We start from the raw sequence: 23,582 nt of genomic DNA on the forward strand, positions 1-23,582 counted from the left end.
ATGACCCTTATGCACCCACACATGATCAAACTGTTGAGCCTCTCGGGTCTGACCCTCGGCCTGCTCGCGGCCAGCCAGGGCGTGCGCGCCGACGAGATCAAGGCGCCGACCTTCAGCGCCGAACCGTGCTGCAGCCTGTGCCCGGCGGCCCACGACGCGAAGAACTACACCACGCGCTACCAGCAGAACTTCACCACCCTGGTGCAAGCCCAGGGCGACTGGCTGTTCCGTACCCAGGAAGACCTGCGCACCGAATTCGACACCAGCCCCGCCGGCTACAAACGCATGCAACAGCTGCACGATGCGTTCAAGGCCAAGGGCGTGGAACTGGTGGTGGTCTACCAGCCGACCCGTGGCCTGGTAAACCGCAACAAGCTCAACCCCGAAGAGAAAGCCGCGTTCGATTTCGACAAGGCCCTGGGCAACTACAAGAGCATGCTCGGCCGTTTCGCCAAGATGGGCTACGTGGTGCCGGACCTGTCGCCGTTGACCAACGAGCAATTGCCCGATGAATTACCGGCCCACGATTTCTACTTCCGCGGCGACCAGCACTGGACCCCTTACGGCGCCCAGCGCACCGCGAAAATCGTCGGTGCCAAAGTGCGCGCGATGCCCGAGTTCGCCGAGATTCCCAAGCGCGAATTCGAAACCAAGCGCTCCGGGCGCATGGGCAAGACCGGCACCCTGCACAACATGGCCGGGCAACTGTGCGGCACCAGCTACGCGATCCAGTACATGGACCAGTTCACCACCGAACCCAAGGGCGAAGCCGGCGACGGCGACCTGTTCGGCGATTCGGGCAACCCGCAGATCACCCTGGTCGGCACCAGCCACAGCGGCAAGAACTACAACTTCGCCGGCTTCCTCGAACAGGAAATCGGCGCCGACATCCTCAACGTCGCCTTCCCCGGCGGAGGCCTGGAAGGCTCGATGATCCAGTACCTGGGCAGCGACGAGTTCCAGAAGACCCCGCCGAAAATCCTGATCTGGGAATTCTCGCCGTTGTACCGCCTCGACCAGGAAACCATCTACCGCCAGATGATGGCGCTGCTGGACAACGGCTGCGAAGGCAAGACCGCGCAGATGAGCGCCAGCGCCACCCTGAAACCCGGCAAGAACGAATTGCTGGTCAACAGTTCGAACAAAGACCTGCGCAACGCCAACCATCAGGTCGACATCCGCTTCGCCGACCCGTCGGTGAAAACCTTGCAAGCCACCCTCTGGTACATGAACGGGCGCCACGAGGACATCAAGATCGAAAAACCCGAAACATCCGATACAGACGGGCGTTTCGCCTTTGAACTGCGCACCGACGAAGACTGGGCCTCGCAGAACTTGCTGGCCGTGGAAGTGCAGGGCCCCGAAGCGGGTGCTGCCGCGCAGAAAGTCGAAGCGAAAATTTGCACACGCAACGTATTCCCAAGCGGCGGTCAGAAGACTGCCTCACTCGGGCAATGAGGTTACCTATGCAGAAGTTATTGATCCCCACATTGCTGGGCCTGGCGATCTTCGCCGGTTCTGTGAATGCCGCCGCGCCACTGCGTCCGCCCCAGGGTTATTTCGCCCCGGTGGAAGCGTTCAAGACCGGCGACTTCAAGGACGGCTGCGACGCCATGCCGGCGCCGTACACCGGCTCGCTGCAGTTTCGCAGCAAGTACGAAGGCTCGGACAAGGCCCGTTCCACGCTGAACGTGCAGTCGGAAAAGGCCTTTCGCGACAGCACCGCCGACATCACCAAGCTGGAAAAAGACACCAGCAAGCGCGTGATGCAGTTCATGCGCGACGGTCGCCCGGAACAGTTGGAATGCACACTCAACTGGCTGACCAGCTGGGCCAAGGCGGATGCGTTGATGTCCAAGGACTTCAACCACACCGGCAAATCCATGCGCAAATGGGCGCTGGGCAGCATGGCCTCGGCCTATGTGCGCCTGAAGTTCTCCGACTCGCACCCGCTGGCCAACCATCAGCAGGAATCGCAACTGATCGAAGCCTGGTTCAACCGGCTGGCCGATCAGGTGGTGAGCGACTGGGACAACCTGCCGCTGGAAAAAACCAACAACCACTCCTACTGGGCCGCCTGGTCGGTGATGGCGACGTCCATCGCCACCAACCGTCGCGACCTGTTTGACTGGGCGGTAAAGGAATACAAAGTCGGCGCCAACCAGGTCGACGACCAGGGCTTCCTGCCCAACGAACTGAAGCGCCAGCAGCGCGCGCTGTCGTACCACAACTACGCCCTGCCGCCGCTGTCGATGATCGCCAGTTTTGCCCTGGTCAACGGCGTGGACCTGCGCCAGGAAAACAACGGCGCGCTCAAACGCCTGGGCGACAAGGTGCTGGCCGGGGTCAAGGACCCGCAGATCTTCGAGCAGAAGAACGGCAAAGAGCAGGACATGAAGGACCTCAAGGAAGACATGAAATTCGCCTGGCTTGAACCCTTCTGCACCCTCTACACCTGCGCGCCGGATGTGCTCGAGCGCAAACATGGGATGCAGCCGTTCAAGACCTTCCGCCTCGGGGGCGACCTGACCAAGGTCTACGACCCGACGCACGAAAAAGGCAACAAAGGCAGCTGACGAAACGCGGTTAGAAATGTGGGAGGGGGCTTGCCCCCGATAGCAGTGTGTCATTCAACACAGATGGCGACTGTTACACCGCCATCGGGGGCAAGCCCCCTCCCACATTTGAGCAATACAACCTCCCCCCGGATTCGTGGGGGGGTTTGGGGGGGCTGCGGCCCTTGACTGTTGGTTAAACATGGAGAGATCGGGATGGTTTTCTCGTCCAATGTGTTCCTGTTTCTGTTCTTGCCGATCTTTCTCGGCTTGTACTACTTGAGCGGGCAACGCTATCGCAACCTGCTGCTGCTACTGGCCAGTTACGTGTTCTACGCCTGGTGGCGAGTGGACTTCCTGGCGCTGTTCGCCGCCGTCACGCTGTGGAATTACTGGATCGGCCTCAAGGTCGGTGCCGCCGGCGTGCGTACCAAGCCGGCGCAACGCTGGCTGCTGCTGGGCGTGGCGGTCGACCTGTGCATCCTCGGCTACTTCAAGTACGCCAACTTCGGCGTCGACAGCATCAACGTAATGATGAAGTCGGCGGGCCTGGAGCCGTTCATCCTGACCCACGTACTGTTGCCGATCGGGATCTCGTTCTACATCTTCGAGTCCATCAGCTACATCATCGACGTGTATCGCGGCGACACTCCGGCCACGCGCAACCTCATCGACTTTGCCGCGTTCGTGGCGATCTTCCCGCACCTGATCGCCGGCCCCGTCCTGCGCTTTCGCGACCTGGCCGACCAGTTCAACAACCGCACCCACACCCTCGACAAGTTCTCCGAAGGCTGTACGCGGTTCATGCAGGGGTTCATCAAGAAGGTCTTCATCGCCGACACCCTGGCGGTGGTGGCCGACCATTGCTTTGCCCTGCAAAACCCCACCACCGGTGATGCCTGGCTCGGTGCGCTGGCGTACACCGCGCAGTTGTACTTCGACTTCTCCGGCTACAGCGACATGGCCATCGGCCTGGGCTTGATGATGGGTTTCCGCTTCATGGAAAACTTCAAGCAGCCGTACATCAGCCAGTCGATCACCGAGTTCTGGCGGCGCTGGCACATCAGCCTGTCGACCTGGCTGCGCGACTACCTTTACATCACCCTGGGCGGCAACCGTAAAGGCACGCTGATCACCTACCGCAACCTGTTCCTGACCATGCTGCTCGGTGGCCTGTGGCACGGCGCGAACATCACCTACATCGTGTGGGGCGCCTGGCACGGCATGTGGCTGGCGATCGAGAAAGCCATCGGCCTGAACACCTCGCCGCGCAGCTTCAACCCGATCCGCTGGGCGCTGACCTTCCTGCTGGTGGTGATGGGCTGGGTGATCTTCCGTTCCGAAAACCTGCACGTCGCCGGGCGCATGTACGGCGCGATGTTCAGCTTTGGCGAATGGTCGCTGTCGGAACTCAACCGCGCCAGCCTCACCGGCCTGCAAGTGGCGACCCTGGTGGTGGCCTACGCAACGTTGGCGTTCTTTGGCCTGCGCGACTTCTACAGCAACCGCCCTGCCGAGAAAACCAAGGCGGCCGACCCGAGCCTGATCAAGGCCGTACCGGGCGACGACCCGGGCAGCATCCACCAGCCAGGTTTCACCGTGGGCAAAGACGCCGCCGTGCAACCGGCCTACTGGACCGCTGACTGGCCACGCTACGCCATGCGCGCTGCCGTGCTGCTGCTGTTCGTGGCGTCGATTCTGAAACTGTCGGCGCAGAGTTTCTCGCCGTTCCTTTACTTCCAATTCTGAGGGAGCCGACCATGACCCGATCATTGCGCGTCCTCTATATCAGCCTGTTCCTGGTGGTGCTGCTCGCCCTGGGCGCCTGGTCGTTGCGCGGTTTCTTCGGCTTCAGCACCAATGCCGACGCCACCGTGCTCAACGGCCGCTGGACCAAAGCCGTCGAGACCCACTACGACGAACAGTTCCCGATCAAGCGCCTGGGCACCAACCTCTGGGCCGCGCTGGACTACAAGCTGTTCAATGAAGGCCGCCCCGGCGTGGTGCTGGGCCGCGATCACTGGCTGTACAGCGACGAGGAGTTCAACCCCGCCGTCAACGAAGAGCAGAACCTGGAGGGCAACTACGCCCTGGTCGAAGGCGTGCGCCAGCAGCTCAAGGCCCAAGGCGTTCAACTGGTGCTCGCCATCGTGCCGGCCAAGGTGCGCCTGTACCCGGAACACCTGGGTGACGTGAAACCGGCGAGCATCCACGCCAACCTGTATCAGGACTTCCACGCCCGTGTCGCCGCCGACAAGATCCTCGCCCCCGACCTGCTTGGCCCGCTGCAACAGGCCAAGCTCGGCGGCCAGCAAGTGTTCCTGCGCACCGACACCCACTGGACCCCGGACGGTGCCGAAATCGCCGCCAAGCAACTGGCCAAGGCGATCGCCGACAAGGCCCCACTGAGCGGCGAACCGCAGCGCTTTGTCACCGAGGCCGAGAAAACCGCACCGCACAAGGGCGACCTGCGCCTGTTCCTGCCGCTCGACCCGCTGTTCGAAAACCTGATGCCGCCCAAGGAGCCGCTGGAAAAACGCGTCACGCACCTGGCCGAAACCAAAGGCGACGACGCGCTGTTCAGCGACAGCGAAACCCCGGTGGCACTGGTCGGCACCAGCTACAGCGCCAACCCCAACTGGAACTTCGTCGGGGCGCTCAAGCAAGCCCTGGGCAGCGACGTGATCAGCTACGCCGAAGACGGCCATGGCCCGATCCTGCCGATGCTCAGCTACCTCAAAAGCGATGACTTCAAGAACCGCCCGCCCCAGGTGCTGATCTGGGAGTTCCCCGAACGCTATCTGCCTGTCAACAACGAAATCGGCGATGCCGACCCGCAGTGGGTCGCGCAACTCAAACAAGCCGGTGCGCGCCAACAGAACATGGCTCTGAACACTCCAGCTAAACACCCAAAATCCGAGACGCCCGAACGGGCGCAAAACTGAAAGAGAGGTAACTCACATGACTTTCACTACTACTCCGCGTCGTCTCGCCAAGACCCTGGCCCTGGTTGCCGGCATGAGCGTTGTATCGATGTCCGCCTTCGCCGGTGACGCGGCCTTGTACGGCCCTGTCGCACCGAAAGGCTCGAGCTTCGTGCGTGTCTATAACGCCTCCAATCAGGAAGTCAGCGCCACCGTCGGCGCCACCAACCTGAGCGACGTCGCCCCGTTGGCCAGCAGCGACTTCAGCTTCATGCCCGGCGGCGACTACAGCGCCAAGGTGGGCAGCCAGACCGTGTCGGTCAAGCTCGCCGCCGACCACTACTACACCCTGGTCAACAACAGCAGCGGTCAGCCGCAGTTGATCGAAGAACCGCCGTTCAAGAACAAACAGAAATCCCTGGTGCGCGTGCAGAACCTCAGCGACAAGGCCCTGACCCTGAAAACCGCCGACGGCAAGACCGACGTGGTCAAGGCCGTCGCCGCCAAAGGCCGTGGCGAGCGTGAAATCAACCCGGTGAAGGTCAGCCTGGCGCTGTACGACGGCGACAAGAAAGTCGGCGACGTGAAACCGGTAGCCCTGGAGCGTGGTGAGGCGGCGGTGCTGTACATCACCGGCTCCGGTTCAAGCCTGTCGCCAGTGTGGGTGAAACGCCCCGTGTCGACCCGCTAAACATTTCTCGGACTGACAGCAACCCACTGTAGGAGCGAGCTTGCTCGCGAAAATCGCCACTGATGACGCGGGCATTCTGGATGTACGCGGTGTCTGGGAGTTCTTCGCGAGCAAGCTCGCGCCTACAGAGGGCAGAGGCGTCAGTTCGGACCGAGACAAAAACAAGAGTGGAACGACAAACCTTCGTAGCTCTGACCCAAATCGATTCAAGGAGAAACAGCATGATCCCAGTAATCCTTTCCGGTGGTAGCGGCTCACGTCTTTGGCCGCTTTCGCGCAAACAGTTTCCTAAACAGTTCCTGGCCCTGACCGGCGAGCACACGCTGTTCCAGCAAACCCTGGAGCGCCTGGTATTCGATGGCATGGACACCCCAATCGTGGTCTGCAACAAAGACCATCGGTTCATCGTCAACGAGCAACTGAGCGTGCGCAAGCTGGAAGCCCAGCGCATCCTGATGGAACCCTTCGGCCGCAACACCGCGCCAGCCGTGGCGCTGACCGCGATGATGCTGGTCAATGAAGGCCGCGACGAGCTGATGCTGGTGCTGCCGGCCGACCATGTGATCGACGACCAGAAAGCCCTGCAACGCGCCCTGGCCCTGGCCACCGTGGCCGCCGAGCGTGGCGAGATGGTGCTGTTCGGCGTGCCGGCGACCCGTCCGGAAACCGGTTATGGCTACATCAAGTCCGCCAACGATTCGCTGCTGCCCGAAGGCGTGAGCCGCGTGCAACAGTTCGTGGAAAAACCCGATGAAAAACGCGCCGTCGAGTTCGTCAAAAGCGGCGGCTACTTCTGGAACAGCGGCATGTTCCTGTTCCGCGCCAGCCGCTTTCTCGAAGAGCTGAAAAAGCACGACCCGGACATCTACGACACCTGCGTGCTGACCCTCGAACGCAGCGAGCAGACCGCCGACACCGTGACCTTCGACGAAGCCACCTTCGCCTGCTGCCCGGACAATTCCATCGACTACGCGGTGATGGAAAAAACCCAGCGCGCCTGCGTGGTGCCGCTGAGCGCGGGCTGGAGCGACGTGGGTTGCTGGGCGTCGCTGTGGGCGGTCAACGATAAAGACGTCAACGGCAACGTCACCAAAGGCGACGTGGTGATCCAGGACAGCAAGAACTGCATGATCCACGGCAACGGCAAGCTGGTGTCGGTGATCGGCCTGGAAAACATCGTGGTGGTGGAAACCAAGGACGCGATGATGATTGCCCACAAGGACAAGGTCCAGGGCGTCAAGCAGATGGTCGCCACCCTCAACGAACAAGGGCGCAGCGAAACCCAGAACCACTGCGAAGTCTACCGTCCGTGGGGCTCCTACGACTCGGTCGACATGGGCGGGCGCTTCCAGGTCAAGCACATCTCGGTCAAGCCGGGCGCGTGCCTGTCGCTGCAGATGCACCACCACCGCGCCGAACACTGGATCGTGGTCAGCGGCACCGCCGAAGTCACCTGTGACGAGAACGTGTTCCTGCTCTGCGAGAACCAGTCCACCTACATCCCGATCGCCTCGGTACACCGCCTGCGCAACCCGGGCAAAATCCCGCTGGAGATCATCGAAGTGCAATCGGGCAGCTATTTGGGCGAAGACGATATCGAGCGGTTTGAGGATATCTACGGTCGCTCGACGCCGGTAGAACGTGGCGTGTCGGTGAAAACGATCGCGCAGTAAAACAGTCGTAAAAGAAGCCCTCGCCCAGGTCATTGCGTCCCCTATCCGCAGTGGCTTGGGTGGGGGCTTTTTGTTTGGGATTTGTGCTGGCTGTGAGGGCCTCATCGGGGGCAAGCCCCCTCCCACATTTGAATGTATTCACAGATCAAAGGTGGGTGGGGGCTTTTTGTTTGGGATTTGCGCTGGCTGTGAGGGCCTCATCGGGGGCAAGCCCCCTCCCACATTTGAATGTATTCACAGATCAAAGGTGGGTGGGGGCTTTTTGTTTGGGATTTGCGCTGGCTGTGAGGGCCTCATCGGGGGCAAGCCCCCTCCCACATTTGAATGTATTCACAGATCAAAGGTGGGAGGGGGCTTTTTGTTTGGGATTTGCGCTGGTTGTGAGGGCCTCATCGGGGGCAAGCCCCCTCCCACATTTGAATGTATTCACAGATCAAAGGTGGGTGGGGGCTTTTTGTTTGGGATTTGCGCTGGCTGTGAGGGCCTCATCGGGGGCAAGCCCCCTCCCACATTTGAATGTATTCACAGATCAAAGGTGGGAGGGGGCTTGCCCCCGATGAGCCCCGCCCGGCCACCGCAGCACTCAAGGTAGCCAATCCCACCTACGCTTAAGTTAGGATGCTCGTTCCCGATTCGAGGTGGTCTCCATGTTCTTCGGCGTTCTCCTGATCATCACCTGGCTGGTCCTGTTGCTGCGCTACCCGGCCAAAGCCCTGCCCGTATCGCTGGCCGCCGCTGTGGGCCTGGGGCTGGTGGGCGTGTGGGTGGTGTGGCTGGACAATCGTGAAGCGTCGCAACTGGCGCGCCTGGAGCTGCGCATCATCTACGCCCCACAGGACTGCCCGGCCGACCGCCCACTGAAACTGACCCTGAACAACGGCAACGACGTACCGCTGACCGAACTGCGCTGGCGCGTCGCTGCCTATGCGCCGGGCGATACGGTCAACCTGGCCGACAACGTCTATGCTGCCCCACGCTATCGCGGCCCCGGCGAGTTGCAGGCCGGCGCCACCTGGGACGACTGCCTGCCCACCCCGCCGCTGCGCCCTGGCTACCGCCCGCAAACCCTGGAATTTCGCGCCGAGCATTTGCAAGGCAGCTTCTCGGACTGACAAAGGACCGATCCATGCCCAACGTACTCATCACCGGTTGCTCCAGCGGCATCGGGCGCGCCTTGGCCGAGGCCTTCAAATCCGCCGGCTTCGACGTGTGGGCCAGCGCCCGCCAACCGGAAGACGTCGCCCGCTTGTCCGCCGCCGGCTTCAACGCGGTGCAACTGGACGTCAACGACAGCGCCGCCTTGCAGCACCTGGCCGAGCAGTGGGGCGAGCTGGATGTGCTGGTCAACAACGCCGGCTACGGCGCCATGGGCCCGTTGCTCGACGGCGGCACCGAGGCGCTGCAGTGTCAGTTCGAAACCAACGTGTTCTCCATCGTCGGTGTAACCCAGGCGTTCTTCCCCGCACTGCGTCGCGGCAAAGGCCTGGTGGTGAATATCGGCAGCGTTTCCGGGGTGCTGGTGACGCCATTCGCTGGCGCCTACTGCGCCTCCAAAGCCGCCGTGCATGCCTTGAGCGATGCCCTGCGCATGGAGCTGGCGCCGTTTGGCGTGCGGGTGATGGAAGTGCAACCGGGCGCAATCGATACCCGCTTTGCGAAAAACGCCGGGGCCCAGGCGGAGCTGTTGATCAACGAACAATCGCCGTGGTGGCCGTTGCGCGAAGGCATCCGCGCGCGCTCCCGGGCCTCCCAGGACAACCCGACACCGGCCAGCCGATTTGCCAGCCAGGTCCTGAACGCCGTGCAACAACCGACACCGCCCCGCTTATTGCGCGCGGGCAATGGCAGTCGGGCACTGCCGTTGATGGCGGCGTTACTGCCCAAAGGGTTGTTGGAAAACGTATTGAAGCGACGCTTTGGTTTGAATAGGAGTTTGTAAATGATCGACTACAGCGACTTTTTCGAAGAAGTGATCCAGACCCACGTCGAGATCGAACAGTGGTTCGCCGGCGTGGCGCCTGAAGGCACGCTGCAAAGGCTGCTCGCGCGCTTCTCGCCGGAGTTCAGCATGATTGCGCCCTCCACCGGCACACGCATGAACGCCGCTGGGGTCAATTACCTGTTCACCCGCCTGGGCGGCCAGCGGCCAGGGTTGAAGATCACCTTGAGCGAACTGAGCGGCATTGACCGGCATGCCCGCGGCGCCGTCGTCAGTTACCGCGAACATCAGATCGACGACAGCGGCACCCAGACCGATCGCCGCGCCACGGTGGTCTTCGAGAAACAGGCCAGCGGCGCACTGCTGTGGCGCCATTTGCACGAGACGTACTGCCAGGCCTGAACCGCCAGGCAACACCCCGCCCGTATGCGCGCAAGCCTCCCCCCGCTTGCGCGCACAGCCCATCGCCCTGAGTCCCCCGCTCATTGGCGGCAATACAATTTCGCTACAGAACTGAACGGACACTCTCGCTAGAGTGACGCGCTGACTTCTGACTCAACACGCTCAGACCTCATACCTAGCTTGTCGTTGATCGCTGTTCGCGTCGATTCGACACAGCCGTTCCGGTACCTCTTGGGTGACCCCTATCAAGCCTTTAAACAAATCGCGCGCCTGTCGGACGCTGCTCACACTGTCACTGGGGTTAACTGCGGTGACAGGCTGTTCGGTCGCACCTCTGCCCGCGTTGAAACCGCCCGCGCCAGAGGCATGGCGCAATGCACCGTCCCCACTGGCGCCGGCCAAGCCCGACCTCAATCGGTGGTGGCACGCCTTCAATGATCCTGAACTCGATACCCTGGTGGATCAGGCATTGCACAACAACCTCGACGTCGCCGCCGCAGTCGAGCGCCTGCGGGCCGCGCGAGTGCTGAGCCAACATTCGCAAGCGCCCTATCTGCCCTCGATCGGGATCAAGACCCACGACGCGATAAGCCCCGACACCAGCAGTTCGTACTTCCTGATCGGCTTCGATGCGCAATGGGAACTGCCACTGTTCGGCGCCAGGCAGAGCGCGGATCGCATCGCCGAGGGCAACCAGGCGCTGGTGGCCGCCGACTTGCGCAGCGTCCAGGTGTCGCTGGTCGCCGAAGTCACCCGGCATTGGGTTGAGCTGCGTTCGGCGCAACACGCCGAACGCGCGCTGACGGCCATTCGTGACGCTCAGCAGGAAAAACTGGTGCTGCTGCGCGTGCGCGAGCAACTTGCCCTGGCGCCGCACGCTGACGTGGCGGGCGCCGAGGCGGAACTGGCGCGGGCCGAGATGCAGCTGAGCGGGCCGCAACGACGGATCCACCGCCATGCCCAGCAGTTGGCGCTGTTGTCGGGTCGGCCGGAGCCCGACCCGCGCTGGCTGCAGCCCGGACCGCAGCCCACGCTCGGCCAGTGGCAACTCAACAACGTGCCGGCGGACCTGCTGCGCACACGCCCGGAAATTGCCAGCGCCGAGGCCGAGGTTCTTGTGGCCGCCGGGGAGTTGGGGATGAGCCGCGCCGATATCTACCCGCATCTCAGCCTGGGCGCTTCGTTGCAGTGGTCGCTGAACATTGCCAGCAACCGCAAGCGCACGCCCAGCGGCAACAGTATTTTCTCGGCCGGGCCGGGGATCAGCATCCCGTTGTTCGACTGGGGCCAACGTATCGCCACTGCCCGCGCGAAAGACCACCTGTTGCAGGCAGCGGTTCTGACTTATCGCCAGGCGGTGTTGCAAGGCGTTGCCGAAGCCGAAATCGCCCTGGGCGACCTCGAACAAACGCGCCTGCGCGAGCACGCCTCGCGCCAGGCCCATAAGGCGACGCAGACGCGCCTGGAGGCCTTGCAACAACGCGAGCGCCTGGGGCTCATGAGCCCACTGGAGCTGACGAGCGCCCACGTGCAGGCACTGCAAGCCATGCGACAGGCCGACAGCGCCAGCACCGAACGGGACATCGCCTACATCGCGCTTTATAAAGCCCTGGGCGGCGCACCGTTACCGAACCCGACAGTGAAGGATGCTGACTGATGGTGGCGCTTGCCCGTCTGACACTGATCCACGAATGGCGGCGCTTCCTGCCCGCGATGATTGCCGTAGGCTTCGCGGGGCTGCTGCAGTTGCTCCAGGCCGCGCTGGTGCTGGGTATTTTCGGCAGTGCCAGCGTCTATATCACCGGCTCTACGGCGGACCTCTGGGTCGGTTACCCCGGCACGCAAAGCGTCAACCTCGGGAGACCGATCGATGCCGGCGTGGAAATGCGCCTGCGCATGGACGCCGATGTCCTGCGTGTCGAGTCGTTTCGCTGGGTCGACGCCGATTGGCGCGGTGCGCGAGATACCGGTGGCGTGTCGGTGTTTGTCAGCGGCATCGACGTCGGGCCAGACGGCCTGATGTTTGCGCGCGCCCTGCCGACGGCACTGCGCGCCCGCCTGGCCGAGCCCGGTGCGGTGATCGTCGACCGCGCCGATCTGAGCACCCTGGGCGTGAACCTGGGGGACGCCGCGACCATCAACGGGCAACGTGTGCGCGTGGTGGGCGTCACCAGCGGCCTGCGCGCGCTGGGTGGGGTCAATGTGCTGGCGTCGCTGGCCACCGCCCGGCAGCTCGACACCACCACCGCAGCAGACCGCATCACCTACCTGGTGGCCAAAGTGCGCGATCCCGCTCAGGCCGGTGCGGTTGCCGCGCGCCTGAGCGACGGCCCTGCATTCGGCAACTACTCGGTATGGACCGCACAACAGTTCGCCCAGCGCTCGCAGATGTATTGGATGTTCGACACCGGTGCCGGTGCCGGCGTGCTGTTTCTGGCCGCGATTGTGTTCCTGGTGGGCGCGGTCATCACCAGCCAGACGCTGGTCGCCGCGGTCGTCGGTTCCATCCGCGAGTACGCCACCTTGAACGCCCTTGGCGTCGGCGTGAATGCCCTGCGCAAAGTGGTCATGGAGCAGGCTTTCTGGGTCGGGGCACTGGGGCTGCTGGGCAGTTCGGTGCTCGCCGGCCTGTTCTTCGCCCTGGCGGCGCACTACAACGTGCCGGTGCAGCTCTCGCCCGTCGCGGCCCTCGCCTGCCTGTGCCTGAGCATGCTCCTGGCACTCGTGTCGGGCCTGGCGGCCATCCGCACCTTACGCCACGCCGACCCGGCCAGCCTTCTGAGATAGCACTGCCATGAGTCTCCTGACATCCGCCACACCCTTCACGCTGCAAGCCAGCAGTATCAGTAAATCGTTCACCTCGGGGCGGGTCGTAACCCCAGTGCTGCATGACATTACCCTGGCGATACGGCCCGGCGAACTGACCCTGATCTCAGGCCCGTCCGGCTGTGGCAAAAGCACGCTACTGGCGATCCTCAGCGGCCTGCAGCAGCCCGACCGCGGCAGCGCATCGGCCCTGGGGCACGACCTTTCAAGCCTCGACACGCGGGCCCTGGAGAATTTTCGCCTGCGCCACACCGGCTTCGTATTCCAGGGGTTCAACCTGTTTCCGGCGTTGACTGCGCAGCAACAGGTCGAGCTGCCCTTGAGCTACCTGGGGCTGCCGAGCACGGAAGTCCGAGCACGCGCCATTGAGGCGCTGGAGGACGTCGGGCTGGGCTCGCGCATGCAACTGCGCCCGGCCGAATTGTCCGGCGGCGAAAAGCAGCGCGTAGCGATTGCACGCGCCGTGGCAAAGGCCCCCGAGTTGTTGTTCGCCGACGAACCGACCAGCGCCCTCGATGCAGCCAACGGCCAGATCGTGATCGATATTTTGCACCGCATCGCCCGCACGCGTGGCACCACGGTGCTGTGCGTCAGCCACGATCCGCGCCTGATCAGTAATTGCGACCGCGTGCTGACCATAGAAGACGGCCGCATTTTGAACGATCAATCCCTTCCCTTCCAACCGGCCGCTATGGTCGGAACCCAGGAACACTCTGTATGAACGCGCGCCCGCTTCGCTCTTGGCTGCTTCTGAGTACCGCACTTGTATTGCTGAGCGCCTGCTCCCGTGAAGATGCGCCTTCCACGCCGACGTCAACGGCGCCAACCTACCTGGCCGTCGCGCGCGGCCGTATCGATGTGGAAGGCGGTTTGCTCAAGCTCGGCGCGAGTCGCGACGGAGTGGTCGCCGAGATCAAGGTGACGGAAGGCGAGCAAGTCAAGAAAGGCCAACTGCTCGCCACCCTGGACAGTGAACTGGCGCAACTGGCAGTCGCCGCCGCACTGACCGAGCAACGCCAAGTGCAGATCCAAGCCAAACAGTTGGCAAGGCAGCTCAAGTTCGCCGAGCAGCAGGCCAGCCGCCTGACCGCCGCCGCCAAGGCAGGCGCCGGCGACAGCCAGAGTGCCGATGGGGCCCACGAGGCCGCCGAGCGCTTGCGCGACGAGATTGAAAAGACTCAGACAGACGCCGAAGTCGCCGCGAGAAAGCTGACGGCGGCACGCTACGAACTGGCGCAACGCAGCCTGCGTGCGCCGGTCGACGCCGAGGTGGTTCGGCGCCTGATTCAACCCGGTGCCGCAGTGTCTGCACAGTCCGGGCCGGCTTTCGTTTTGTTGCCGAACCAGGCGCGTATCGTAAGGGCTGAGCTCAACGAGTCATTTACCGGTGCGGTGCGCCCCGGAATGAAGGCCGAAGTCACCGATGACAGCGCCGATGGTTCAGTGGCGCTGACCGCCCACGTGGTGCGGATCAGCGCGGTACTGGGCAACAGCACCCTGGAAGACGACGCCTTGGTCAGGGCCAATACGCGTACCGTTGAATGCATATTGGCGTTCGATCAGCCGGCGCCACCGTCTCTGCGCGTGGGGCAGCGCCTGCTGGTGCGGTTTGGGCCGTAGGTAATCGTCACGACCCGCCCAGCCCGACAGAGGTTCAGTGCTGGATAGAGTCGACAATCACCGTGCAGGTAATCCCCGCCGCCAACAACACGCCTTCGGGCACTTCATCGATATGAATCCGCACCGGCACGCGCTGGGCCAAGCGCACCCAGTTGAAGGTCGGGTTCACGTCGGCGATCAGTTCGCGGCTCTCGGGGTTGTCGCGGTCGTAGATGCCGCGAGAGATGCTTTCCACATGGCCCTTGAGGGTTTCGCCGCTCATCAACTGCATATCAGCCTTATCGCCGACCTTGACGTGGGGCAGTTTGGTTTCTTCGAAGAAGCCATAGACCCAGAACGAGTTCATATCGACCACGGCCATCTTGGCTTCGCCGATGCGCGCGTAGTCACCGCGATGCACGTTGAGGTTGGTGACGTAGCCGTCGACGGCCGCCACCACTTGCGTGCGTTTCAAGTTCAGTTCGGCGGCTTCCAGTTGTGCCTGGGCGTGCTGGTAGTCGGCGAGGGCCGAGTCGGCGACGTTGCCGGCGTCGTCGCGGTTTTCCCTGGAGATCACCAGCGCGTCGAGGTCGGCGCGGCGGTGGGCGTTGTCCTTGCGCATTTCCCAGGTGGCTTTGCGCGAAGCGACAAGGGCTTGCGCCTGTTTGACGGCGAGGCGGTAGTGTTCGGGGTCGATCTGCATCAGCAGGTCGCCCTTTTTCACCAACTGGTTGTCACGCACCGGCACGTTGACCACTTCGCCGGTGACGTCGGCGGCGACATTGATGATGTCGGCACGCACGCGGCCATCGCGGGTCCAGGGGGTTTCCATGTAATGCACCCACAGCGTGCGGCCAATCCAGATCGCCAGAGCCAGAACCAGCAAGGTCGCGAGCAGGCTGAAAAACTTTTTCATCGGGGCATTCTCAACGGTAGACGGTCAGCGCCAGGGCGCCGAACAGGCAAACGAACAGGCTCAGGCGCAGCAACGCCGGGTGCCAGAAAAAACGGTACAGATCGAACCCCCCCAGGAAGCGGTCCAGCGCCCAGGCCAACCCCGCCGCGATCAAAAACATCAGGGTCACGGTCGGCATGTAAATGCCGTGGAACGCGATTTCACGAGGCATGCCCAGCTCCTTTCAACATAAGCGCGCCTTGGGGCTTGTAGGCCGCCAGTGGCGATTGCGGGTCCAGCAGCGAAGTGCGGATGAAGTGCAGGTAGCTTTTCACCCGGCGCAGGGCCGAGGTATCGAAGTGCGGCGCGAAGGGTTCGTCGGTCGCCTGCACGCGGCTGATCGCATGGTCGACGGCAATCAGCCCGCGCTCCAGGTTGCTGGCGCTGGGTTGCAGGAACAGGCGCACCAGTGAGCGGCCCATCACGCGGATCGCCTGGCGCCAGGGCTGGGATTCGGCGTAGGCCGGGTGGATCGGCAAGATCGCCTGTTCCTTGCGCAACTCGATGATCGCATGGCCGACTTCAAGCACCACGAACATCCAGCGCAGCAGGTTGCGTTGCACTTGCGGCTGGCCGACAGCGAGGCCGTAGGCCTGGTGCAGCAGGTCGCGGGTGCGGCTTTCGAAACTCGACGCCAGGCCCTTGAGCTTGCCGCTGATCGCGTACACCACTTGCTCGCGCAGGTCCTGTTCCAGGCGGCGCCACAGCCAGCGGCTGTTGGGCGGCAGGATGATCGCCCCTGCCGCCGCGCACACCAGCATGCCGATGATCATCGCGATGTAGTCGTTGATAAAGTTGTAGGGGTTGTAGACCGTGAGGTTGTCCGGCACCGAACCGGTGCTGAAAAAGATCAGCAGGCCCACGCCGACCCCGGCGTATTGCGGGCGTGAAGCGAGGAAGGCACCGAGGATGATCACCGGCGCGAGCATCACGCACAGCAGCGGGAAGCCGTCGATCCAGGGAAACACGAAAAACATTTCGACGAAGCCCACCAGCGCCCCGATCAGGGTGCCGCACGCCATCTGGAACGCCATGCGTTTGGGGTTCGGCGTGGCGGCGGACAGGCCGACGGTGGCGGCGGCGATCATGGTCATGGTCGCGCCGCTCGGCCAGGCGGTCGCCACCCAGTAGCTGCCGAGCACGATCAGGATGAACGACGCCCGCACCCCCGAGGCCACGCAGGCCAGCCAGTTGGTTTTGGGGATGAAGGTTTCGTCCCACTGTTCCCGCGCATGGCTGTGATCGGCCAGGGAGGCGTGGGTCTGTGCGTAGTTGTGCAGGTCGTCAACGAAGCGGTAGAGCAGCTCGTAGGCGGTATGAAAGTCCAACTGCTCGTCTTCGCTCGGGTTGCCTTGCTGGAAGATCGCTCGCAGGCTGCGGACCTTGGCGGGCAAGCCGTCCTTGTAGACGCTCAACTGGTTGACCAGCCGCGCCGCGTCGGGGCTGGTGAGGGCGCGGCCGGAGAACCCGTCGAGCACCTCGGCCAAGTCCTGCAAGCCCGGTTTGATTTCGGCGACAACGTGGTCCGCGGCATCGGCACGCAGGCGTTCGAGCAACTGGTGCAAGGCGTTGAAGCGCGTGGTGATGCTCATGAATTCGCTGTTGAGGCGACTGAGCCGGCCGTTGCGCCGACGCATGTGCGGGTCTTCGAACACGGTGATGCTGCGCAGGCCTTCCAGGCCCACGGCTTCGGCGATAAAGCGCACGTTGGTGCTTTCGAAGGTTTCGCGCTGGCTGCGCCCACGCAGGCCGTCGGTGACGAACAGCGCGAATACGCCAAAGCGCTGGTACAGCGCGTTGCGCATCGCCGCACTGGAGGTCTGCGGCAGGATCGCCGCGCTGACCAGCGTGGAGACCAGAATCCCCAGGGAAATTTCCAGCACCCGCCACACGGCCGCCATGAACGCCCCGTCCGGGTGGGCCAGGGACGGCAGGCCGACCATCGCAGCGGTGTAACCGGCGAGCACAAAGCCATAGGCGCGAAAGTTGCGGTTGCGCGTGGCGCCAGCGGTGCAGATCCCCACCCAGATCGCCAGCGAGCCGAGGAACAGCTCGGTGTTCTGCGCAAACAAGGCGATCAGGAACACCATCACCGCCGACCCGGCCAAGGTGCCGAGGAAGCGATAGAAGCTCTTGGCGAACACCTGGCCGCTCTGGGGTTGCATCACGATAAACACGGTGATCATCGCGGTGCGCGGTTGCGGCAGTTCCAGGCGCATGGCCAGCCACAGCGTGGCGAACGCAGCGATCAGCACCTTGAAGATGTACACCCAGGTCACGCCGTCACTGCGTGCCCAGTCGAAAAAGCCACGGCGCCACTCAAGGGAATACAGCCAGCGCAGCGGTGCAGGCAAGGGAGTCATCAAATCCTACTCAGTGATCGAACACGGCGAGCGCCGCCGGGGTCTTGCTCGGGACAGTCTTGGTGTCTTGCGGAACATCGTTGCCGGCGCCCAGCCCGCCGCCCAGGGCGGTCACCAGGTCGGCGTGGGCCGTCAGACGCGCGGCCTGCACCTGCTGCTCGACTTGCTGCTGGCGGAACAACAGGGTCTGGGCGTTCAGCACATTGAGGTAATCGGTAAGGCCGCGCTGGTAGGCGATCATCGCGATGTCGTAGGTTTTCTGCGCCGAGGCCACCGACTCTGCGGCGAAGCCCTTTTGCTTGTCCATGGATTCGCGGCGGATCAACTGGTCGCTGATGCCCTTGAGCGCGTTGACCAGGGTCTGGTTGTAATGCGCCACGGCGATGTCATAGCCGGCGCTGGCTTCACCCAGCTGCGAACGCAGGCGGCCGCCGTCGAAGATCGGCAGGGTGATGGCCGGGCCGACGTTGTAGTTGAATTTCTTGCCGGCCAGAAAACCCAGCATGCCGCCGCCGGTGGCCATGTAGCCGAGGCTGCCGACCAGATCGACGTTGGGGTAGAAACCGGCGTGCGCGACATCGATGCCACGCGCCTGCGCTGCCACCTGCCAACGGCTGGCGACCACGTCCGGGCGCTGGCCGAGCAATTGCGCGGGCAGGCTGGACGGCAATTTCAGTGGCGCGCCGAGGGACAAGGTCGGACGTTGCAGTCGCGCGCCCTCGCCCGGGCCTTTACCCGCCAACGCCGCCAACTGGTTGCGGCTCAGGGCGATCTCTTCGTCCAGGGCATCGAGTTGGCGATGGGTCTCGGGCAACGGGGTTTCGGCCTGGCTCACATCGAAATGCGTGCCAATGCCCGCGTTCAGGCGTTTATTCGCCAGGTCGAGAATCTGCTGTTGCTGGGCCAGCGTGGCCGCGACGATGTCGCGGTTGGCGTAATGCAACGACAGCTGGATATAGGCGCGCACTACGTTGTTCTGCAGTTCGAGCTGGGCCTGGCGTGCTTCGGCCACGCTCATGTGCGCCAGGTCGACGGCACGCTCGGTGGCGTTGCTTTCGCGGCCCCACAGGTCAAGGGCGTAGCTGAAGCCCAGGGACGTATTGTTGTCCCAGGTGTTGGAACCGCTCAATGCACCCGGGCCGTAGAACTGGTCGTTCGGCCAGTTGTGGCGCTTGAGGGTGGTGTCGCTGTTGATCTGCAACGACTCGGCCGACTCGACAATCCCGGCCATGGCCCGCGCTTCACGCACACGCGCGGCAGCCATGGCCAGGCTCGGGCTGTCGTGGGTCGCGAGTTCGACCCAGCGGTTGAGCTGGGGATCGCCATAGGCCTGCCACCATTGCGCGGTGGGCCAGCGGGCGTCCCGGGCGGCGCTCTGGATCGCCTCGTCGGTGGCCAGGGTATTGGCGCTGAGGGCCTGGTCTTGGGGGGCGATTCCTCCGGTTCCGATGCAGCCGCTGATTGCTAACGATAAGGCCCAAACACTGAGAGTCTTCAGCTCTCTGCTGATGCGACGCGGCACTGCTGCGAATTCCTGAGGTGGGTGATGCAGGGTAGGTGGTGTAATTCTAGGACGCGAGGGGAATGACGATAAGCTGGTATTCCTGTGAATCTTTATTACCGTTCAGGCGATAATCCCTTCGTAGGGATCACTGGTCTACGTAACTTTCTGTCACAATTTGCTATCTCCCTTGAGAACACCCCATGGACACTTTGCAAAACATGCGCGCCTTCAGTTCTGTGGCCGAAGCCGGCAGCTTCACCGCCGCCGCCGCACAGCTGGACACCACCACCGCCAACATTTCGCGCGCGGTCTCCAACCTGGAGGCCCATCTGCAAACCCGCTTGCTCAACCGCACTACCCGCCGCATTGCACTCACGGAGGCGGGTAAACGCTATTTATTACGCTGCGAGCAAATCCTGGCCTACGTCGAAGAAGCCGAGGCCGAAGCCAGCGACGCCCACGCGCGCCCCGCCGGCCAGTTGAAAGTGCATACCATGACCGGTATCGGCCAGCATTTCGTCATCGACGCCATTGCCCGCTACCGCCGCACTCACCCGGACGTGACCTTCGACCTGACCCTGGCCAACCGCGTGCCGGACTTGCTCGATGAAGGCTACGACGTGTCCATCGTGCTGGCCAGCGAACTGCCGGACTCGGGCTTCGTGTCCCAGCGCCTGGGCATCACCTACAGCATCGCCTGCGCCTCGCCGGACTACGTCAAGGCCAAAGGCTGCGCGCAACGGCCCCACGATCTGCTCAACCACGCCTGCCTGCGCCTGGTCAGCCCGGTGGTCCTGCTGGATAAATGGAGCTTCAACGGCCCTGACGGCCAGGAAAGTGTCGCGATCAACACATCGCCGTTCCTGGTGAACTCGGCCGATGCGATGAAAACCGCCATCACCAGCGGCATGGGCGTCGGCCTGTTGCCGGTGTACGCCGCCATCGAAGGCCTGCGCAACGGCACGCTGGTGCGGGTGATGCCCAACTATCGCTCCCAGGAACTGAACCTGTACGCCATTTACCCATCGCGTCAGTACCTGGATGCGAAGATCAAGACCTGGGTGGAATACCTGCGCGGTTCGCTGCCGGAAATTCTCGCGGCGCACCAGGCGGAATTGGTCGCGTATGAGTTGAGCGGCAGCCTGGGCGGCGTGCGGATGGCGAACTGATTTCTGCCAGACGATAGCGATCCAATGTGGGAGGGGGCTTGCTCCCGATAGCGGTAATGAAGTCATGCATGTATTGGCTGACACACTGCTATCGGGGGCAAGCCCCCTCCCACATTTGGATCTCCATGGATCAGATAGAACCCATTTGGCTCTTGCTCTTGGGAGCGGCCTTATAACCAACCTGAGCCTGGAAGCTGGACTCGGTCAAAAATGTAGGAGGGGGCAAGCCCCCCCCACATTTGGATCTCCATGGATCAGATAGAACTCATTTGGCTCTTGCTCTTAGGAGCGGCCTTATAACCAACCTGAGCCTGGAAGCTGGACTCGGTCAAAACTGTAGGAGGGGGCAAGCCCCCCCCCACATTTGGATCTCCATGGATCAGATAGAACTCATTTGGCTCTTGCTCTTAGGAGCGGCCTTATAACCAACCTGAGCCTGGAAGCTGGACTCGGTCAAAAATGTAGGAGGGGGCTTGCCCCCTCCCACATTTGGATCTCCATGGATCAGATAGAACTCATTTGGCTCTTGCTCTTAGGAGCAGCCTTATAACCAACCTGATCCTGGAAGCTGGACTCGGTCAAAAATGTGGGAGGGGGCAAGCCCCCTCCCACATTTGGATCTCCATGGATCAGATAGAACTCATTTGGCTCTTGCTCTTAGGAGCGGCCTTATAACCAACCTGAGCCTGGAAGCTGGACTCGGTCAAAAATGTAGGAGGGGGCAAGCCCCCCTCCCACATTTGGATCTCCATGGATCAGATAGAACTCATTTGGCTCTTGCTCTTAGGAGCGGCCTTATAACCAACCTGAGCCTGGAAGCTGGACGCGGTCAAAAATGTGGGAGGGGGCTTGCCCCCGATGGCGGTAGTGAAGTCATGCATGTATTGGCTGACACACTGCTATCGGGGCAAGCCCCTTCCCACAGAGGTTCAACGGTGTCCTGACAATTGCCGGCAGGAATGTTAGCTTGCTTGGCATTCTTCCGTAGTCGATGAGCCCGCCTGCAATGAAAAAGACTGTCCTCGCCTTCAGCCGTATCACCCCGGAAATGATCGAACGCCTGCAACAGGATTTCGAGGTGATCGCCCCCAACCCCAAGCTGGGCGACATCAATGCACAGTTCAATGAAGCCCTGCCCCATGCCCACGGCCTGATCGGCGTGGGGCGCAAGCTGGGCCGCGCGCAACTCGAAGGCGCGAGCCGGCTGGAAGTGGTGTCCAGCATCTCGGTGGGCTATGACAACTATGACGTGGCCTACCTCAACGAACGCGGGGTCATGCTCACCAACACCCCCGACGTCCTCACCGAAAGCACCGCCGACCTCGCCTTCGCCCTGCTGATGAGCAGCGCACGCCGGGTGGCCGAGCTGGACGCTTGGACCAAGGCCGGCGAGTGGAAAGCCAGCGTGGGCGCGTCGTTGTTCGGCTGCGACGTGCATGGCAAGACACTGGGCATCGTTGGCATGGGCAATATCGGCGCCGCCGTGGCCCGGCGCGGGCGCCTGGGCTTCAATATGCCGATTGTGTACAGCGGCAACAGCCGCAAGCCCGCCCTGGAACAGGAACTGGGCGCACAGTTCTGCAGCCTGGATCAGTTACTCGCCGAAGCGGACTTCGTCTGCCTGGTGGTGCCGTTGAGCGAAAAGACCCGGCACCTGATCAGTCATCGCGAGCTGGGGCTGATGAAATCCAGCGCGATCCTGATCAATATTTCCCGCGGCCCGGTGGTCGACGAACCGGCGCTGATCGAAGCCCTGCAAACCCAGCGTATTCGCGGGGCGGGGCTGGACGTGTATGAAAAGGAACCGCTGGCCGAGTCGCCACTGTTCCAATTGAGCAATGCGGTGACCCTGCCGCACATCGGCTCGGCGACCCACGAAACCCGCACAGCCATGGCCAACCGCGCCCTCGACAACCTGCGCAGCGCCCTGCTCGGCCACCGCCCGCAGGATCTGGTCAACCCGCAGGTATGGAAGGGCTGAGATAAGTCAACTTCATCGGCCCATTCCCCTAAAGCCTGGGCCGATGAAGTCGATAACCCTCCATAGATGATCAACCCTGATCCACAGAAGGTTTTTATGTCCACGTCTAAAGCCCGCGCAGACTCACTCTCGCTTCTGCTCTTTACCTTGCGCAGCGGCAAGTTGATGGCCATTAACCTGCTGAAAGTCAGCGAAATCATTCCGTGCCCGCCGCTGACCAAGCTGCCGGAGTCCCATCCGCACGTCAAAGGTATCGCCATGCTGCGCGGCACCTCGCTGTCGGTGATCGACCTGAGCCGCGCCCTCGGCGAAATGCCGTTGGAAGACCCGGACGGCGGCTGCCTGATCGTCACCGATGTCAGCCGCTCCAAGCAGGGCCTGCATGTGCAGGCGGTGAGCAAGATCGTGCATTGCCTGACCACCGATATCCGTCCGCCGCCCTTCGGCGCCGGCGGCAATCGCTCGTTTATCACCGGGGTCACCCAGGTGGAAGGCGGGCTGGTGCAGGTGCTGGACATCGAAAAAGTCATCCACGGCATCGCCCCGGCACCGATTGAAATGGCGCCGACCGACTTGACCATGGAAGAGGCCGAAGTGCTGGGCAACGCGCGAATCCTGGTGGTGGATGACAGCCAGGTCGCCCTGCAACAATCAGTACACACCCTGCGCAACCTCGGCCTGACCTGCCACACCGCACGCAGCGCCAAGGAAGCGATCGACGTGCTGCTGGAACTGCAGGGCACCGTCGAGCAGATCAATGTGGTGGTGTCGGACATCGAAATGTCCGAAATGGACGGTTACGCCCTCACCCGCACCCTGCGCGAAACCCCGGACTTCCAGGACCTTTACGTGCTGTTGCACACCTCCCTGGACAGCGCGATGAACAGCGAAAAAGCGCGCGTGGCCGGGGCCGACGCGGTGCTGACCAAATTCTCCTCGCCCGAACTGACCAAATGCCTGGTGGTGGCCGCCCAGACCGTGGCGCAAAAGGGCCTGTAAGC

At 62.8% G+C, this 23,582-nt stretch carries 19 protein-coding genes and 1 pseudogene; 16 read left to right on the forward strand and 4 right to left on the reverse strand.

Translation table 11 applies throughout. From position 1 onward, the window contains the following. Positions 1–9: 9 nt before the first annotated feature. The 13 genes and pseudogenes from ACVWZP_RS15310 to ACVWZP_RS15370 all read left to right on the forward strand — a co-directional run bounded on the left by ACVWZP_RS15310 (position 10) and on the right by ACVWZP_RS15370 (position 14,630). Positions 10–1,458, forward strand: coding sequence for an alginate O-acetyltransferase (locus tag ACVWZP_RS15310; protein WP_046385355.1), 1,449 nt, complete (start codon positions 10–12; stop codon positions 1,456–1,458). Positions 1,459–1,466: 8 nt separating this feature from the next. Next, a complete protein-coding gene (locus tag ACVWZP_RS15315) occupies positions 1,467–2,576 on the forward strand; it encodes a mannuronate-specific alginate lyase (protein WP_126587567.1) in 1,110 nt (369 codons plus the stop codon). A 195-nt stretch (positions 2,577–2,771) separates the two neighbouring features. Further along, on the forward strand, positions 2,772–4,304 hold the full coding sequence (locus ACVWZP_RS15320) for an MBOAT family O-acyltransferase (RefSeq protein WP_046384629.1): 1,533 nt from the start codon (positions 2,772–2,774) through the stop codon (positions 4,302–4,304). A gap of 11 nt (positions 4,305–4,315) precedes the next feature. After that, positions 4,316–5,500 carry an alginate O-acetyltransferase gene (locus tag ACVWZP_RS15325; protein ID WP_457369906.1) on the forward strand — a complete coding sequence of 395 codons (1,185 nt, stop codon included), beginning with the start codon at positions 4,316–4,318 and terminating at the stop codon, positions 5,498–5,500. Positions 5,501–5,516: 16 nt separating this feature from the next. Then, the gene (locus ACVWZP_RS15330; RefSeq protein WP_046384631.1) at positions 5,517–6,170 is read left to right on the forward strand and encodes an alginate O-acetyltransferase AlgF; all 654 of its coding nucleotides are present in this window, start codon (positions 5,517–5,519) and stop codon (positions 6,168–6,170) included. Positions 6,171–6,391: 221 nt separating this feature from the next. After that, complete coding sequence (locus ACVWZP_RS15335; RefSeq protein ID WP_046384632.1) at positions 6,392–7,843, forward strand: mannose-1-phosphate guanylyltransferase/mannose-6-phosphate isomerase; 1,452 nt, start codon at positions 6,392–6,394, stop codon at positions 7,841–7,843. Between the two features lie 647 nt (positions 7,844–8,490). Beyond that, positions 8,491–8,955 carry a multidrug transporter gene (locus ACVWZP_RS15340; RefSeq protein WP_288077334.1) on the forward strand — a complete coding sequence of 155 codons (465 nt, stop codon included), beginning with the start codon at positions 8,491–8,493 and terminating at the stop codon, positions 8,953–8,955. 14 nt (positions 8,956–8,969) lie between these two features. Next, positions 8,970–9,782, forward strand: coding sequence for an SDR family oxidoreductase (locus tag ACVWZP_RS15345; protein ID WP_017845898.1), 813 nt, complete (start codon positions 8,970–8,972; stop codon positions 9,780–9,782). Beyond that, positions 9,783–10,184, forward strand: coding sequence for a hypothetical protein (locus ACVWZP_RS15350; protein ID WP_017845899.1), 402 nt, complete (start codon positions 9,783–9,785; stop codon positions 10,182–10,184). Between the two features lie 310 nt (positions 10,185–10,494). Next, positions 10,495–11,841: an efflux transporter outer membrane subunit gene (locus ACVWZP_RS15355; protein WP_457369907.1), complete on the forward strand. Its 1,347-nt coding sequence runs from the start codon at positions 10,495–10,497 to the stop codon at positions 11,839–11,841. Then, entirely contained in the window at positions 11,841–12,971 is a 1,131-nt protein-coding gene (locus ACVWZP_RS15360) for an ABC transporter permease (protein ID WP_046484561.1), read from the forward strand. The genes ACVWZP_RS15355 and ACVWZP_RS15360 overlap by 1 nt, the downstream gene beginning before the upstream one ends. A gap of 109 nt (positions 12,972–13,080) precedes the next feature. After that, a pseudogene (locus ACVWZP_RS15365) lies at positions 13,081–13,731 on the forward strand (ABC transporter ATP-binding protein); the annotation flags it as partial. Next, positions 13,728–14,630 carry an HlyD family secretion protein gene (locus ACVWZP_RS15370; RefSeq protein WP_017845903.1) on the forward strand — a complete coding sequence of 301 codons (903 nt, stop codon included), beginning with the start codon at positions 13,728–13,730 and terminating at the stop codon, positions 14,628–14,630. The pseudogene ACVWZP_RS15365 and the gene ACVWZP_RS15370, both read left to right, overlap by 4 nt. A 34-nt stretch (positions 14,631–14,664) precedes the next feature. On the opposite strand, the gene ACVWZP_RS15375 is transcribed toward ACVWZP_RS15370, so the two are convergent. Genes ACVWZP_RS15375 through ACVWZP_RS15390 form a run of 4 tightly spaced genes read right to left on the reverse strand, consistent with a single transcriptional unit; the run spans position 14,665 to position 19,449 of the window. Next, entirely contained in the window at positions 14,665–15,525 is an 861-nt protein-coding gene (locus ACVWZP_RS15375) for an efflux RND transporter periplasmic adaptor subunit (RefSeq protein ID WP_046484565.1), read from the reverse strand. Between the two features lie 10 nt (positions 15,526–15,535). Continuing rightward, positions 15,536–15,736, reverse strand: a complete 201-nt coding sequence (locus ACVWZP_RS15380) for a DUF1656 domain-containing protein (protein WP_017845905.1) — start codon at positions 15,734–15,736, stop codon at positions 15,536–15,538. Continuing rightward, positions 15,726–17,927: an FUSC family protein gene (locus ACVWZP_RS15385; protein ID WP_079442886.1), complete on the reverse strand. Its 2,202-nt coding sequence runs from the start codon at positions 17,925–17,927 to the stop codon at positions 15,726–15,728. The genes ACVWZP_RS15380 and ACVWZP_RS15385 overlap by 11 nt, the downstream gene beginning before the upstream one ends. A 10-nt stretch (positions 17,928–17,937) precedes the next feature. Next, positions 17,938–19,449 (reverse strand): efflux transporter outer membrane subunit, encoded by a 1,512-nt coding sequence (locus tag ACVWZP_RS15390; protein WP_079442885.1) that lies wholly within the window; start codon positions 19,447–19,449, stop codon positions 17,938–17,940. Between the two features lie 182 nt (positions 19,450–19,631). Between ACVWZP_RS15390 and ACVWZP_RS15395 the strand changes: the two genes are divergently transcribed. From ACVWZP_RS15395 to ACVWZP_RS15405, 3 genes are all read left to right on the forward strand, one after another. Next, on the forward strand, positions 19,632–20,600 hold the full coding sequence (locus tag ACVWZP_RS15395; protein WP_017845908.1) for a LysR family transcriptional regulator: 969 nt from the start codon (positions 19,632–19,634) through the stop codon (positions 20,598–20,600). Between the two features lie 1,006 nt (positions 20,601–21,606). Then, positions 21,607–22,581, forward strand: coding sequence for a 2-hydroxyacid dehydrogenase (locus ACVWZP_RS15400; RefSeq protein WP_046384642.1), 975 nt, complete (start codon positions 21,607–21,609; stop codon positions 22,579–22,581). A gap of 96 nt (positions 22,582–22,677) precedes the next feature. Continuing rightward, complete coding sequence (locus tag ACVWZP_RS15405) at positions 22,678–23,580, forward strand: chemotaxis protein (protein ID WP_017845911.1); 903 nt, start codon at positions 22,678–22,680, stop codon at positions 23,578–23,580. The last annotated feature ends 2 nt before the right edge of the window (positions 23,581–23,582 follow it).

The organism is Pseudomonas sp. TE36184 (assembly GCF_054060055.1).

Coding starts and splice junctions, on each gene's coding strand:
- ACVWZP_RS15310 (WP_046385355.1), top strand. CDS start 10: ATGCACCCACACATGATCAAACTGTTGAGCCTCTCGGGTCTGACCCTC.
- ACVWZP_RS15315 (WP_126587567.1), top strand. CDS start 1,467: ATGCAGAAGTTATTGATCCCCACATTGCTGGGCCTGGCGATCTTCGCC.
- ACVWZP_RS15320 (WP_046384629.1), top strand. CDS start 2,772: ATGGTTTTCTCGTCCAATGTGTTCCTGTTTCTGTTCTTGCCGATCTTT.
- ACVWZP_RS15325 (WP_457369906.1), top strand. CDS start 4,316: ATGACCCGATCATTGCGCGTCCTCTATATCAGCCTGTTCCTGGTGGTG.
- ACVWZP_RS15330 (WP_046384631.1), top strand. CDS start 5,517: ATGACTTTCACTACTACTCCGCGTCGTCTCGCCAAGACCCTGGCCCTG.
- ACVWZP_RS15335 (WP_046384632.1), top strand. CDS start 6,392: ATGATCCCAGTAATCCTTTCCGGTGGTAGCGGCTCACGTCTTTGGCCG.
- ACVWZP_RS15340 (WP_288077334.1), top strand. CDS start 8,491: ATGTTCTTCGGCGTTCTCCTGATCATCACCTGGCTGGTCCTGTTGCTG.
- ACVWZP_RS15345 (WP_017845898.1), top strand. CDS start 8,970: ATGCCCAACGTACTCATCACCGGTTGCTCCAGCGGCATCGGGCGCGCC.
- ACVWZP_RS15350 (WP_017845899.1), top strand. CDS start 9,783: ATGATCGACTACAGCGACTTTTTCGAAGAAGTGATCCAGACCCACGTC.
- ACVWZP_RS15360 (WP_046484561.1), top strand. CDS start 11,841: ATGGTGGCGCTTGCCCGTCTGACACTGATCCACGAATGGCGGCGCTTC.
- ACVWZP_RS15370 (WP_017845903.1), top strand. CDS start 13,728: ATGAACGCGCGCCCGCTTCGCTCTTGGCTGCTTCTGAGTACCGCACTT.
- ACVWZP_RS15375 (WP_046484565.1), bottom strand. CDS start 15,525: ATGAAAAAGTTTTTCAGCCTGCTCGCGACCTTGCTGGTTCTGGCTCTG.
- ACVWZP_RS15380 (WP_017845905.1), bottom strand. CDS start 15,736: ATGCCTCGTGAAATCGCGTTCCACGGCATTTACATGCCGACCGTGACC.
- ACVWZP_RS15385 (WP_079442886.1), bottom strand. CDS start 17,927: ATGACTCCCTTGCCTGCACCGCTGCGCTGGCTGTATTCCCTTGAGTGG.
- ACVWZP_RS15395 (WP_017845908.1), top strand. CDS start 19,632: ATGGACACTTTGCAAAACATGCGCGCCTTCAGTTCTGTGGCCGAAGCC.
- ACVWZP_RS15400 (WP_046384642.1), top strand. CDS start 21,607: ATGAAAAAGACTGTCCTCGCCTTCAGCCGTATCACCCCGGAAATGATC.
- ACVWZP_RS15405 (WP_017845911.1), top strand. CDS start 22,678: ATGTCCACGTCTAAAGCCCGCGCAGACTCACTCTCGCTTCTGCTCTTT.